This window comes from Brevibacillus brevis, assembly GCF_900637055.1.
In the GTDB taxonomy this organism is placed as follows: domain Bacteria; phylum Bacillota; class Bacilli; order Brevibacillales; family Brevibacillaceae; genus Brevibacillus; species Brevibacillus brevis.
On record NZ_LR134338.1, the window covers coordinates 4778595 to 4792208 of the forward strand.

11 protein-coding genes are annotated in these 13614 nt (G+C 49.2%); 1 reads left to right on the top strand and 10 read right to left on the bottom strand.

Going from position 1 to position 13614, the window contains the following annotated elements; all coding sequences use genetic code 11:
• Positions 1–84: 84 nt before the first annotated feature.
• Positions 85–1215, top strand: coding sequence for a sporulation integral membrane protein YtvI (gene ytvI / locus EL268_RS22940; RefSeq protein ID WP_106654031.1), 1131 nt, complete (start codon positions 85–87; stop codon positions 1213–1215).
• Positions 1216–1292: 77 nt separating this feature from the next.
• Here ytvI and EL268_RS22945 read toward each other — a convergent pair whose 3' ends face one another.
• The 10 genes from EL268_RS22945 to EL268_RS23000 form a co-directional block, all read right to left on the bottom strand.
• Positions 1293–1688: an FxsA family protein gene (locus EL268_RS22945; RefSeq protein ID WP_106654030.1), complete on the bottom strand. Its 396-nt coding sequence runs from the start codon at positions 1686–1688 to the stop codon at positions 1293–1295.
• Positions 1689–1690: 2 nt separating this feature from the next.
• A complete protein-coding gene (locus EL268_RS22950) occupies positions 1691–2122 on the bottom strand; it encodes an acyl-CoA thioesterase (protein WP_106654029.1) in 432 nt (143 codons plus the stop codon).
• Positions 2123–3755: 1633 nt separating this feature from the next.
• On the bottom strand, positions 3756–6017 hold the full coding sequence (gene nrdJ / locus EL268_RS22965) for a ribonucleoside-triphosphate reductase, adenosylcobalamin-dependent (RefSeq protein ID WP_106654076.1): 2262 nt from the start codon (positions 6015–6017) through the stop codon (positions 3756–3758).
• Between the two features lie 442 nt (positions 6018–6459).
• Complete coding sequence (pyk, locus tag EL268_RS22970; protein ID WP_106654074.1) at positions 6460–8214, bottom strand: pyruvate kinase; 1755 nt, start codon at positions 8212–8214, stop codon at positions 6460–6462.
• Between the two features lie 40 nt (positions 8215–8254).
• Positions 8255–9214, bottom strand: a complete 960-nt coding sequence (gene pfkA / locus EL268_RS22975) for a 6-phosphofructokinase (protein ID WP_106654073.1) — start codon at positions 9212–9214, stop codon at positions 8255–8257.
• A gap of 220 nt (positions 9215–9434) precedes the next feature.
• Positions 9435–10391, bottom strand: coding sequence for an acetyl-CoA carboxylase carboxyl transferase subunit alpha (accA, locus tag EL268_RS22980; RefSeq protein WP_106654072.1), 957 nt, complete (start codon positions 10389–10391; stop codon positions 9435–9437).
• Positions 10358–11302, bottom strand: coding sequence for an acetyl-CoA carboxylase, carboxyltransferase subunit beta (gene accD, locus EL268_RS22985; protein ID WP_106654071.1), 945 nt, complete (start codon positions 11300–11302; stop codon positions 10358–10360). The genes accA and accD overlap by 34 nt, the downstream gene beginning before the upstream one ends.
• Positions 11303–11322: 20 nt before the next feature.
• On the bottom strand, positions 11323–11505 hold the full coding sequence (locus EL268_RS22990) for a hypothetical protein (RefSeq protein WP_007725347.1): 183 nt from the start codon (positions 11503–11505) through the stop codon (positions 11323–11325).
• An 81-nt stretch (positions 11506–11586) separates the two neighbouring features.
• Positions 11587–12258, bottom strand: a complete 672-nt coding sequence (locus EL268_RS22995) for a FadR/GntR family transcriptional regulator (RefSeq protein WP_012685105.1) — start codon at positions 12256–12258, stop codon at positions 11587–11589.
• A 104-nt stretch (positions 12259–12362) separates the two neighbouring features.
• Complete coding sequence (locus tag EL268_RS23000; protein WP_047070613.1) at positions 12363–13607, bottom strand: NADP-dependent malic enzyme; 1245 nt, start codon at positions 13605–13607, stop codon at positions 12363–12365.
• Positions 13608–13614 lie beyond the last annotated feature (7 nt).

Genomic DNA, 13614 nt, shown 5'->3' on the forward strand with positions numbered 1-13614 from the left:
ATTCTTGCTCCACCTATCAGGCATGCTGCATAATAGAAACATCAGTATTTTGTTCGCACCTTCGCGGCGGAAAGGAGAAATCGTTTGAATCAGGAAAACTGGGTAGAGCGCCTCTTTCAAATCATTCGATTGTTATGGGTTTGCCTGCTTGTCTATGTAGGGATTTGGGTATTCCAACATGCAACACCCTTACTGTACCCATTTATAATCGCTTTAATCATTGCGCTCATCATCAACAAGCCAGTCACGTTTATGACCAGAAAGTTCAGGATTCCACGCTGGCTTTCCGTCATTATCGCGCTCTTGGTTTTGATGCTGCTCGCTGGTGGAGTGGTCACACTGATTATCACGGAAACGGTCGTGGAAATCGGAGAGTTGGCCAAACGCTTGCCAGTCGTTGCACAGGAACTGGCCCATTATTTGCAAACTACGATTTCTCAAGACTTTTTAATGGGGCTGTACAATCAGATTCAGTGGTTTTATGATCAGCTTGATCAAGGATATCAAGAAAAGCTCGCCAGTACGGTAGGCAGCGCGATCTCGACCATCACGAATGTCGGACAGGACTTGATCGTCAAATTCCTGGATGGATTGAAAAATCTGCTTGTCTCACTCCCAAATATGGCGACAGTTTCCGTCATTTCCATCATGGGCGCCTTCTTTATCTCCAAAGATTTTGCACTTTGGGAAGCACGGGCTCGCCGTCTTTTGCCAAAAGGAGTTAACAGCCGTCTCGATCAAATTTTTATCGATTTGCGCAATGCCTTGTTCGGATTCGTCAAGGCACAGCTTACTCTCATCTCCTTAACCGCTGCCATCGTGATTATTGGTCTGTTGTTCATGCGTGTGGAATACGCGATTACGATTGGCTTGATCACGGGCTTGGTCGATCTCTTGCCTTATCTTGGCACAGGAACCGTCTTCGTCCCTTGGATCATCTACATGTTTTTCAAAGGCAATTACGGGATGGTCATCGGCTTGTCCATTTTGTACGGGATCGTTTTGATTTTCCGTCAAATTATTGAGCCAAAAGTTGTTGCAGAAAACGTCGGTCTCGACCCGCTCCTCACGCTGGTCGCACTGTTTGTCGGCCTCCAGCTGTTCGGATTCCTGGGCTTGATTATCGGACCTGTTTCCCTCGTCATGATCAATGCTCTGGTAAAAGCCAACGTCTTTGTCGATGTATGGGGCTACATTCGCGGGAAGAAAACCTGACCCAACGTAAAAAGAACCGCTTGCGAGCAGCTTGTCACACAGCTCGAAGCGGTTCTTTTTTATTGAGAAAATCTGTACTAACGGCGAAAAAACAATTGAACACGACCGGACGAAATGAGGTTCCACAGCCAGCGCTTCAACAGATGACGGATAATCATCCGTGTGTACGGGATGAGGAAGACCAGTCCGATCACATCCGTGACGAATCCAGGCAACAAGAGCAAAATGCCACCGATCAAAATCAAAACACCATCGATGAGCGAATCCGTAGGCATTTGCCCACGCCCCAGCTGGTGTTGGACCATACGGAATACTTGCATGCCCTGCTGCCTAGCAAGCCAAGCTCCCAAAATCCCCGTGAGAATGACGAGCACGACCGTATTCCAGCCGCCAATCCATGACCCAATGGTAATAAGCCCCCAAAGCTCTAATCCAAACGCAACGACAAACAGAATGGCAAAAAAGCGGAACATGCCTATTCCCCTCCTTTATGCTGGGAGTCCAACCAATCGTATATGTCAGGCTCCGCTCGCGACAAGCGAATCGGTCTCAGAGCTGTGTTGGTAAATACATGCATCGTCTCTCCTGAGACCAACAGCTGTTGGTCAGACAATCTAACAATCTCGTAGGCAAAAGTGAGACGGACAGGACTGATCTCTTTTACTCTCGTCCGTATTTCTACCTCATCGTCATAGCGGGCGGGCTGTTTATAAGAGATGTTGGCATCTGTAACAGGCAGAAGTACGCCTTTTTCCTCCAGCTCACGGTAGGTGATCCCCGCATGGCGGATCAGCTCTGTTCTTCCTACTTCAAACCAGTTCAAATAATTCGTATGGTAGACCACACCCATCTGATCGGTTTCGCCATAGCGGACGCGCAATCGATGGGAATGAATAATGGGAGTCATTTTGGATCGCTCCTTTCTCTATAGAATGATTGTACCATAGACCCTGTACGTGGCTGTAGTGGTGGGGAGGAAACAGGAGAAAACGCTCAGCTTCTAGGGCCACCCCCTGGGGGATTGACTGTACGACTCCATGCAAAAAGCGAAACCGCGTCCAAAGTAGTCCATTCATGATGTGTTTCAGAGGTGGACGCTTAAGAGCGTGTTTCGCTTTTTGCATTCCGTCTCGGTCGGTGTCCCTAAGATCTTCGCTTATTTCTCCTGTTTCCTCTACGAGCTTTCCGTGTTAAACGGGTTTTAAAAGCCTTAAAAGAATGAAGAACGCTAGAGAAGAATATTTCCAGGCGTAGCGACTTGTGGAGTCCAACCGAGTGGAGAAGGGATTCGCGGGCAAAAGAAACGCAACGTGCCCACGCGACGTAGCGGCTACCACTTTTGCGTTTCCCCGCGAATCCCTTCGGAGCGGGCAGTCTTGACCCCCAGCAGGACGGAGCCTGGAGCCTAGACTGGAAATATTCTTCTCTCCACCGCAGCCACTTACTAAAAACCTTACAGTTGTTGCTGTAGTGCTGGGGAGGAAACAGGAGAAAACGCTCAGCTTCTAGGGCCACCCCCTGTGGGTTTGACTGCCCGGCTCCATGAAAAAAAGCGAAACCCGCGTCCAAAGTCGTCCATTCAGGATGTGTCTCAGAGGTGGACGCTAAAAGCTTGTTTCTTTTTTTTCATTGCGCCTCGGTCGGTGTCCCTAAGATCTTCGCTTTTTTCTCCTGTTTCCTCTACGAGCTTCTAGTGTTAGACGGGTTTTTAAATGCCTTAAAAGGTTGAAAAATCACATCTGTCACGGCAGAGAAGAATATTTCCAGACGTAGCGACTTGTGGAGTCCTACCGAGCGGAGAAGGGATTCGCGGGCAAAAGAAACGCAACGTGCCCACGCGACGTAGCGGCTACCACTTTTGCGTTTCCCCGCGAATCCCTTCGGAGCGGGCAGTCTTGACCCCCAGCAGGACGGAGCCTGGAGCCTAGACTGGAAATATTCTTCTCTCCACCGCAGCCACTTACTAAAAACCTTACAGTTGTTGCTGTAGTGCTGGGGAGGAAACAGGAGAAAACGCTCAGATTCTAGGGCCACCCCCTGGGGGATTGACTGCACGACTCCATGCAAAAAGCGAAACCGCGTCCAAAGTAGTCCATTCATGATGTGTTTCAGAGGTGGACGCTTAAGAGCGTGTTTCGCTTTTTGCATTCCGTCTCGGTCGGTGTCCCTAAGATCTTCGCTTTTTTCTCCTGTTTCCTCTACGAGCTTCTAGTGTTAGACGGGTTTTTAAATGCCTTAAAAGATTGAAAAATCACATCTGTCACGGCAGAGAAGAATATTTCCAGGCGTAGCGACTTGTGGAGTCCAACCTAGCGGAGAAGGGATTCGCGGGCAAAAGAAACGCAACGTGCCCTTGCTACGTAGCGGCTACCACTTTTGCGTTTCCCCGCGAATCCCTTCGGAGCGGGCAGTCTTGACCCCCAGCAGGACGGAGCCTGGAGCCTAGACTGGAAATATTCTTCTCTCCACTACAGCCACATAAAAAAACAGGAGCAGACTGTTTTTCCCAGTCTCCCCCTGTCTTATATAATTCGGTTCGCTTAGCGAATCGGGCAAGCTCCGCCTTCGCAAGATTCAGCCGTGGACAGATCAGCCTCGCCGCCGGTTTCATACTGCTGCAAAATCGCAGGATCAAATGGCTTCATGGACTGCTTCAATGCCTCGTACTGTTCTTTGGTGCACTCTTCATATGGAGCCAATTGGTAGTTTCCTCCATCCAATTGCAAGAAGGATACACCTACGAAATTATCCCAGTTATCGTAAACGATGTCTTCTACTTCTGCCCACTCTTCCTTGCGTACCGTAATGGTGTTCGAAGAGTTGTGCTCGGTATATTCTTTCTGGAAACGGAAGTACGTATCGAATTGGCGTTTTGCACTTACTTCGTTCTTCGTTTCTTCTGCACCTGATGCCACAGGGAAATCGATCACAAGTGTACGTGCATTTGCCATGCGCTCTTCATACGTTTCGCCTGGTGTTCCTACCTCTGGGTTGACTGTCCAGCCGAGAGCTTGTACCGCTTTTGCCAATGGGTCCTCGGCATTGATACGGATGCGGCGGATGTAGTACGGCGAATGGGACCAGTGCAGACCGCTGGAGACACCACCAGCTACTTGAGACAGCGTACCTTCCGGCTTCACGGTCGTAACCAAGAGTGGAGAGTTCACACGCAGCTCATACGCATATCGGTTCGCCTCGTCACGAGCAGCATCGCCCAGCTGGCGCAGCAATTCGAGCTCTTGCTCTTCTGTATAGCCAAGAGATGCCAACGCATCCTTTACACCAGTAAGGGAAGTTCCGAGCAAACGGTCACGCTGTTGAACAGTATCCCAATGCGGCAACTCCAACGTTACCAGCGTCATGCGCAAACCGGCACGAGCAGATTTGCGTTGTGCTTCCAGCAAGCCATCGAGATCCAGGTACTTGGAGCCATCCTCGCGATCCTTCACGAATTCAACCAGATTGACTGTCGTCAGGTTGCAGACGCCATAAGAATCGAGCAGGATTTCTGCACAAGGGTTCAAGCCCTCTGCATTTGGACGACGACGGTTCGCTTCTTCCAAATTGATGAAGCCTGGTTCGCCTTCCAATTGCATCAAGGTGAACACGAGGTTCAAGAATGGCTTAGTCGGTTGTTTGGTAAACGCGATAGAGTTGTTGGACATGCGGCGGTGATCCAGACCGAAGCGTCCGTCTCCTACATTTTGGATGCTGTCAAACCATACAGGCTTGTGCTCTCCCAACAGCTCGCCCACACGGCGGTGGTGGTTCAGCTGATCCTCTGTCCAGAAGCCGTTGATGCCGTATTTCGCCAGCATGCACTCGTAATCATCGTGATCAAACAGGAAAATTTCCGCTGTACGGCGCACGCCACCTACAACGACGTTTGCTCCGATGAGGTTTCCAATGTCGAGAATATGTATCGGACGGATTTTGCCGTATCCTTTTTCATCACTCTCGATTGGTGCCAAATGCTGGTCGATTTGGTTTTTCAACACTTTGTCGATTCCTTCAAACATTTCGCGAAGCGGCTCATGACCACTAGCTGTACCGCCAAAACGCTTCAGTCGCTCGCCTTTCGGACGCACGCTGTTATAAGAGATTTTCACGGTGTGAATGTGTTCGTAAGTGGAATCTGTCAAAATTTGCAGGTAGAGACGGAGGGATTCTACCCAGCCTTCTTTACTGTCGCCCACATAAATTTTGGCAAAGCCGTTATCCAGTACATTCAGCTCAGAACGCTCCAGGCGTTGATGCTTTGGCAGCGGTCTGTATTCAGAAGAAAGCAGCGAAACATTCGTGCGAATCGGGCCCAGTCCAGCAGCCATTTCCTTCGTGCATTTGAAGCCTACGCCAGTTCCTACCAAGAGAAGGTAGAACAAATCGCCCAAGTCATCCCAAGACTTGATGTTCAGGAAGGAGCAGTTGAAGTTCGCCAACGGATACAAATCCGCTACGCCGTTGTCTGCACCGCCAACCCACAAGGTACGACCAGACAAAAACTGGCGAAGGTTGAACATGTTGTCAAACAAACCTTCTGCCTCTTTTTCCATTGCACGAGAATCGGCGTACATTCCGATTTTGTTCAAATGCTGATAAGCCAGCTTAATATTGTAATCCACCGAGCGGCGGCAGGTTTCTTTCCACGTTTCCCGTCTTCCTTTTTCCGGTACAAAGCGAGAATAAGTACGGTAGTAAACAAATTGTCCCAGAGGACTCATATGGATCGGAAAATCAGGATATTGATCTAAGAATTCATCCCGCAAAAATTGAGTTCGGGATACGGTTTCGGTCGCCAGCATATCGTTCCTCCTTCGAATCTTTCCTCTCTAGTTTAACTATCTTTATCTATAAAACTCAATAGTTTTACCTATATATTGTGCAAAATAATTTTCGACAATACTAGATGTTGTGTTTGCCCTAAAAAAACACTTGACACAAAATCCCGAACATTGGACGTATAGAAGGACCATTTTATGTTCAGCCTTTTCCTGGCAACGAGTGCTACAACACCCGTTCTGTCATGATTTGGAAACCCCGAACGTATGGATTTCATCCGTCCTGACACAAAGCCACCGACCGATTTTAACAGATTCCCACTCGCTTTGCACCACCTAATAATCACCGTTATCTGGTAAAACTTATCAGGTAGTTCGTCGGCTAACCCTTTTTGCACCAAGCCAAAAAAGGGTGACACTTGGTCACCCTTCAGAGGCATTCTCCATTAAAGATGAATATTTTTACCTACAGAATCCGGGCATGTCCTGAGTAAATATGCCCACGTTCAGAATCCACTGTTACGATTTGTCCGTCCTTCAATACATCCGTAGCAAATTGCACCCCTACGATGACTGGAACGCCGAGATTCAGGCCTACAATAGCTGCGTGAGAAGTAAGCCCGCCCTCTTCGCAAATCACCGCTCCAGCCTTGCCAAACGCTTCAATCATATCGGAGTCGGTACCGATCGTTACCAGGATCGCTCCTTCTTCTACCTTTGCCAGTGCCTCTTCAGCGGATCTAGCAATAACTACCTTGTTTGTGACAACTTTTCGGCCGATTCCTTGTCCTTTTGCTACTACATCGCCAATGACATGGATTTTCATCAGGTTCGTTGTCCCAACTTCACGCACAGGCACGCCTGCTGTGATCACAACGAGATCCCCATGACGAACGAAGCCTGCATCAAGCGCCTCCTGGACAGACATCTCCAGCATTTCATCGGTTGTATTCGCCATCTCGCCCTTTACCGGATACACGCCATTTACGAGTGCAAGACGGCGAATAATCGCTTCATGCGGCGTTACAGCCACGATTGGTGCTTTTGGACGGAACTTTGATACCATGCGAGCTGTGTGTCCGCTTTCGGTCGCTGTAATAATTGCTGCTGCGTCCAGATCCAATGCTGCATTGGATACAGCTTGGCTGATGGCATCCGTAATCGTCACTTGTTTGAGCTGTGCTTGCGCGTACAAGATCTCACGATAATTCAGCTCTTGCTCTGCACGCACTGCGATCCGTACCATGGTTTCGACAGACTCAACCGGGTATTTACCGGCAGCCGTCTCACCGGAGAGCATGATGGCGTCTGTACCATCGAAAATGGCGTTCGCAACGTCACTCGCTTCCGCACGTGTTGGACGTGGGTTGCGCTGCATGGAATCTAGCATTTGTGTCGCCGTAATGACTGGCTTCGCAAGTTCGTTACATTTTTTGATCAGCTTCTTCTGAACAAGTGGTACTTCTTCTGCCGGAATCTCTACGCCCAAATCACCACGCGCCACCATGATTCCATCTGTTACTACCAGAATTTCGTCAACGTTGTCGACGCCTTCCTGGTTTTCGATTTTCGCGATAATATCGATACGAACGTTATGGCGCTCCAGGATTTGGCGAATCTCCAAGATATCCGATGCTTTTCGGACGAAGGAAGCCGCAATGAAATCGACTCCTTGTTCAATACCGAATTCGATATCCTGTGCATCCTTTTCTGTGATACCTGGCAAGTTGATTTTAACACCAGGTACATTGACGCCTTTTTTGCTCTTCAGTGTTCCGCCGTTTTTGATCAAGCAGATGATTTCGGTGTCACTCACTTCTTGTACAGTCAACCCGATCAAGCCGTCGTCAATCAAGATTGTATCGCCGATTTTTACATCATGAGGCAATTCCGGATACGTAATGGAGACGCGCTCTGCTGTACCCGCTACTTCCTCAGTGGTGAGGATCAGCGTATTTCCTTCTACGAGCTCGACTGCATCTGCTGCAAGCGTACCCGTACGAATTTCAGGACCTTTTGTATCCAACAGGATTGCAACGGGTTTCCCGGTTTCTTTTGATGCCTGACGAATGTTTACAATTCGCGCCGCATGCTCCTCATGGGAACCGTGCGAGAAATTCAAACGCGCTACGTTCATTCCTGCTTCGATCAGTTTTTTCAGTGTTTCAACCGATTCACTCGCCGGTCCGATGGTACACACAATTTTTGCTTTCCTTAACATAGGATGTAAGCCTCCTCTACACTCGTAAAAACTGTCGGTATTATATAGATAGCGTGCGCGCCAATTGATAAATGGATAAATCCAATTGATGCTTATTGGCCAATGCTTCTTGAAAATCAACATCAACGATCTGGTTGTTTTGAATCCCAACCATTCGGTCCTGCTTGCCCTCCAGCAAAAAATCGACGGCTGCGGCACCCATTCGGCTCGCCAGCATTCGATCCATCGCAGTCGGGGAACCACCCCGCTGAATATGACCCAGTACTGTCACGCGAGTCTCCCAGCCTGTCTCTTTCGTGATCGCTTCGGCGTACGAAGCGGCACTTCCTACTCCTTCCGCCACGATGATGATGGAATGCTTTTTGCCACGGCGTTGTCCAGCATGCAGACGTTCAATAATGTCGTCCATCTCCTGCGACGCTTCCGGGATAATAATGGACTCGGCACCAGCTGCAAGACCTGCCCACAATGCCAGATCGCCAGCATCTCGCCCCATTACTTCAATAATGTACGTGCGTTCATGCGAGGTAGCCGTATCGCGGATTTTATCGATCGCTTCCACAACGGTATTCAATGCCGTATCAAACCCGATCGTGAAATCGGTGCATGGAATGTCATTATCAATCGTCCCCGGTACGCCAATGGTCGGGAAGCCTTTTTCGGTCAGCTTCTGTGCACCGCGAAACGACCCGTCTCCCCCAATCACAATCAGCCCCTCAATTCCATGAGCACGCAGTTGCTCCACCGCTTTTTGCTGTCCGGCTTCCGTCTTGAAAGCTTCACTGCGAGCGGAGTAGAGAATGGTTCCTCCCCGTTGGATAATATCCCCAACAGAGCCCAGAGACATCTCCTTGATATCTCCCCTCATCAGCCCTTCGTATCCGTGGTAAACCCCAAACATTTGTACCTCGTGAAAATGAGCACGACGTACAGCCGCCCGGACTGCGGCATTCATTCCAGGAGAATCTCCACCGCTAGTGAGAACTGCAAGTTTTCGCATGGAACCACCTCTCCAATCATATCGTCTTTAGCATGTCATTTAACGGAAACAGTATGTACCATACTTTGTATGAAACATGCTGTATCACTCAATTCCTCATATCTGTTATACACTCGAAAGATATGTGCCATACTTTTTGAAAGCTCTGATAACTCTTTCATTCGACTTCGATTGTAGCAGATTTCCCTCGGAGAAAAAAGAAAAAAACGCCCCCTGTTTCTTACAGGGAGGCGAATTCTCCGATCTGTTTAAACTTCTCGTAACGGTCCTGTATCAATTCATCTGGAGTTAAACGGCCCAGCTGTTCTAGTTGTTCCGTGATGACCGCCTTGACCATCCCTGCCTGCGCGATCAAATCACGATGGGCTCCTCCGAATGGTTCATCAATAATTCCGTCAATGACTCCTAATTCCAACAAATCAGGAGCCGTAATTTTCATCGTCTCCGCTGCACGCATACCCAAGCTGGAATCTCTCCAGAGGATCGCGGCGGCACTCTCCGGTGCAATCACGGAGTAATAGGAATTCTCCAACATATAGATACGGTTACCTACGCTGATCGCCAAGGCTCCACCGCTTCCGCCTTCCCCGATGACGATACAAATAATCGGCACGCCAAATGTCGCCATTTCACGCAGATTGCGGGCAATCGCTTCACTCTGACCGCGCTCTTCTGCCGCTTTTCCAGGATATGCTCCTGATGTATTGATAAAGCAAATAATCGGGCGACCGAACTTATCCGCCTGCTGCATAATGCGCAATGCCTTCCGGTAGCCTTCTGGATGAGCCATCCCGAAATTGCGCTTGATGTTGTCTTTTGTGTCTTTCCCTTTTTGGTGACCGATGACCGTAACCGGACGTCCATCCAGCTTGGCAATTCCACCCACAATCGAATGGTCGTCTCCGAACAAACGGTCTCCATGAACCTCGATAAAATCAGTAAAAAGTAGTTGTATATAGTCCAAAGTCGTTGGCCGTTCCGGATGACGAGCCAGCTGTACGCGTTGCCAAGGAGTCAAGTTGCCGTAAATTTGCTCAGCAAGCTCTTTTGATTTTTGTTCGAGACGCTGTACTTCGTCAGAGAAGTCAATTCCCTTTTCCTCTGTAAAACGGCGCAATTCCTTAATCTTGTCTTGTAATTCTACTAATGGCTTTTCAAAGGAGAGCTCGCCTGCCATGTTTCTACTCCTTCCCGAGACGTGTGCATCTCTACCAGTTTGGACAGCGTATTTCGCATATCCTTACGGTGTACCACCATGTCGAGCTGCCCATTTTTCAACAAGAATTCCGCTGTTTGGAAGTCTTTTGGCAACTCCTGACGGATCGTTTGCTCAATGACTCGACGCCCAGCAAAACCGATCATAGCACCTGGTTCTGCGATATTGTAATCTCCCAACGAAGAAAAGCTGGCTGATACGCCACCATATGTAGGATTCGTCATGACCGAGACAAACAGTAAGCGTTCGCGATCCAATCGAGACAACGCTGCGCTGGTTTTCGCCATTTGCATCAGGCTCAATACGCCTTCTTGCATACGCGCTCCACCAGATGCACTGAACAGAATGAAAGGCAAACGCCGTTCGATCGCTTGCTCAATTGCGCGCGTGATTTTCTCCCCGACGACCGATCCCATACTCGCCATACGGAAACGAGAATCCATGACCCCAATCACGATGCGGTTTCCACTCAGAACACCTTCGCCTGTAATGATCGCCTCGTTCAAATTGGTGGTAGCCATATCTTTCTCCAGTTTTTCCAAATAACCAGGAAAACCGAGTGGATTGGCTGTAATCAAATTGGCATCAAATTCTTCTGTTAGAACCCCATCATCCAGAAGCGCTTGCAGTCGCTCTGGAGCGGACATGGAGTAGTGGAACTGGCAGCCTTTGCAGACGCGCAAGTTCTTCTCCAAATCCTTCGAGTAGTGAATCGTCCCACAATGTGGGCATTTATTCATCAATCCCTCAGGGACTTCCTTTTCTTTCGTACCCGCTTCCTTGCTAGTGTCGGCGGAAGCAGGGACACGTGCTAGTGTCTCTGAAGGAACTGTAGCGAATTTGCGCTTTTTCCCAAAAAGATCTTTAAGCACAGGTAAACCCACCTTTCTCTTCAGTGAAGGATCGTGCCGAGTACATCCCGGACTTCGTTTAGTTCGCTCTCCGGCACGAGAATCTCGTATTGCTTCGAGACCTTACCTTCGCGAACCTTTACCAAAAACCCTTCATCTGTCAAACGTTGCTGTATCCGTTCTGCAATTCTAGCGCTAGGAGCGATGTAGATGACCGTCCACATGCTGGCTTCCTCCTCAATCGTCCAATACAGGTCTGCATCATCATATCACAGCGCCAGCGCCCCTCGCAAATTGAGGGAAAACTAAAGCTTGCTGTTCTCCAAATGCTTCTTCATTCTCTCTAACGCGACGTTCACATCGCCTTCGCGAATGGCTTCCATAATCTGTCGATGCTCTACAAGTGCTGCACTCGCTCTGCCTTCGCGCGACAGCGACTCAATACGGATACTGTTGCTGTACTCAACCAAAGGCGTCCAGATGCGATGCAGAATCGAGTTGCGGCTGGAGCGACATATGACACGATGAAACTGATAATCTTCTTCCGCAGGTACCTCGCCTCTTGCTACTCTTTCCTCTGCAATGGCCAGGATGCGTTCCATTTCATCAAAATGCTTGTCAGTCGCCCGTCTACAGGCTAAGCGGACAGCATCCAGCTCTAGCATTCGCCGCATTTCGATCAAGTCCTTCTTGGTTTTGGTATCCCGCAGGATAAAAAAGCCAAGAATATCGATCAGCCGATTGTGTCGGTAATGCTTGAGGAAGGTGCCTTCCCCGCGACGGGTCTCAATGAGTCCGAGCAGCTCCAGAGCCCGAAGAGCCTCGCGTACAGAGGAACGACCTGCTCCCAGTTGCTCGGACAACTCTCGCTCAGACGGCAGCTTATCCCCGGGCCGCAAGTTTTGCTCCTGAATGATTTCATGAAGTTGCAGGAGAATTCCTTCGTAAACCTTTCGATCTTGGGAAGAGTCGAGCACGATTATCCTCCTTACTCGTACCTTCAACGAGGATCACCCTCCACGTTGTAAAAAGCCTACGTTTTTTCGCGGAGGGTGTCGTCGGTGCCTCGATAAAGAGTATTTTACGCTTCTTGGTAAGAGATAGCTGTCAATTTCGTCGTTTTTTGTTTTACTTCTTCCGGATCAACTGTGATGCGAGCAACACCAGTTTCCATCGCTGCTTTTGCTACTGCCGCAGCTACGTTTGGCGCTACACGTGGATCGAATGCGGAAGGGATCACTTTATCCGCAGTAAGCTCTTCTGGTGTGATCAGGTCTGCGATGGCATATACAGCAGCGAGCTTCATTTCTTCGTTGATCTCCGTTGCACGTACATCCAAAGCGCCACGGAAGATTCCCGGGAATGCCAGTACGTTGTTTACTTGGTTCGGGAAGTCCGAACGGCCTGTACCGATTACTGCCGCACCTGCTTCTTTTGCTTCTTGCGGCATGATTTCTGGTACTGGGTTTGCCATAGCGAAGATGATCGGATCGCGGTTCATCGAACGAACCATGTCCTGTGTAACAGCGCCAGCTACGGATACACCGATAAATACGTCAGCGCCCTTCATTGCATCAGCCAGGTCACCTTGCAGCATGCTGCGGTTCGTGATTTTCGCCATTTGTTCCTTCACTGGGTTCATACCGAATGGACGGCCTTCGTACACGATTCCTTTTGTATCAACCATGATCACTTCTTTCACGCCCATGGAAATCAAAAGCTTCATGATCGCGATACCAGCTGCACCTGCACCGTTCGCTACCACGCGGATATCTTCCAGCTTTTTGTCAACCACGCGCAGAGCATTGATCAGACCTGCCGCTGTAACGATTGCTGTACCGTGTTGGTCATCGTGGAAAATCGGGATGTTTGTTTCGCGCTTCAGACGCTCTTCAATCTCGAAGCATGCAGGAGCTGCGATATCTTCCAAGTTAACGCCACCAAAAGTAGGCTCGAGCAGTTTTACTGTCTCTACGATTTTATCTACATCTGTTGTATTCAAGCAGATCGGGAATGCATCTACGCCTGCGAAGGATTTGAACAGAACGGCTTTACCTTCCATAACCGGCATAGCTGCTTCTGGTCCGATGTTTCCGAGACCCAGTACAGCAGTACCGTCGCTGACTACTGCAACCAGATTGCCTTTCATCGTGTAATCGTACACTTTGGACTTGTCATCAAAAATATCTTTGCAAGGTTCAGCAACCCCAGGAGAATAGGCAAGACTCAGATCGTAAGCATTGCGAACGGGTACCTTGGTCACTGCCTCCAATTTTCCTTGATGTTTTCTGTGAAGCTCCAGTGCTTCCTCTCTCAGGTTGGACATGAGATCC

Excerpts from the sequence above, each read along its gene's own strand:
- EL268_RS22945 (WP_106654030.1), bottom strand. The coding sequence starts at position 1,688 with ATGTTCCGCTTTTTTGCCATTCTGTTTGTCGTTGCGTTTGGATTAGAG.
- EL268_RS22950 (WP_106654029.1), bottom strand. The coding sequence starts at position 2,122 with ATGACTCCCATTATTCATTCCCATCGATTGCGCGTCCGCTATGGCGAA.
- nrdJ (WP_106654076.1), bottom strand. The coding sequence starts at position 6,017 with ATGCTGGCGACCGAAACCGTATCCCGAACTCAATTTTTGCGGGATGAA.
- pyk (WP_106654074.1), bottom strand. The coding sequence starts at position 8,214 with ATGTTAAGGAAAGCAAAAATTGTGTGTACCATCGGACCGGCGAGTGAA.
- pfkA (WP_106654073.1), bottom strand. The coding sequence starts at position 9,214 with ATGCGAAAACTTGCAGTTCTCACTAGCGGTGGAGATTCTCCTGGAATG.
- accA (WP_106654072.1), bottom strand. The coding sequence starts at position 10,391 with ATGGCAGGCGAGCTCTCCTTTGAAAAGCCATTAGTAGAATTACAAGAC.
- EL268_RS22990 (WP_007725347.1), bottom strand. The coding sequence starts at position 11,505 with ATGTGGACGGTCATCTACATCGCTCCTAGCGCTAGAATTGCAGAACGG.
- EL268_RS23000 (WP_047070613.1), bottom strand. The coding sequence starts at position 13,607 with ATGTCCAACCTGAGAGAGGAAGCACTGGAGCTTCACAGAAAACATCAA.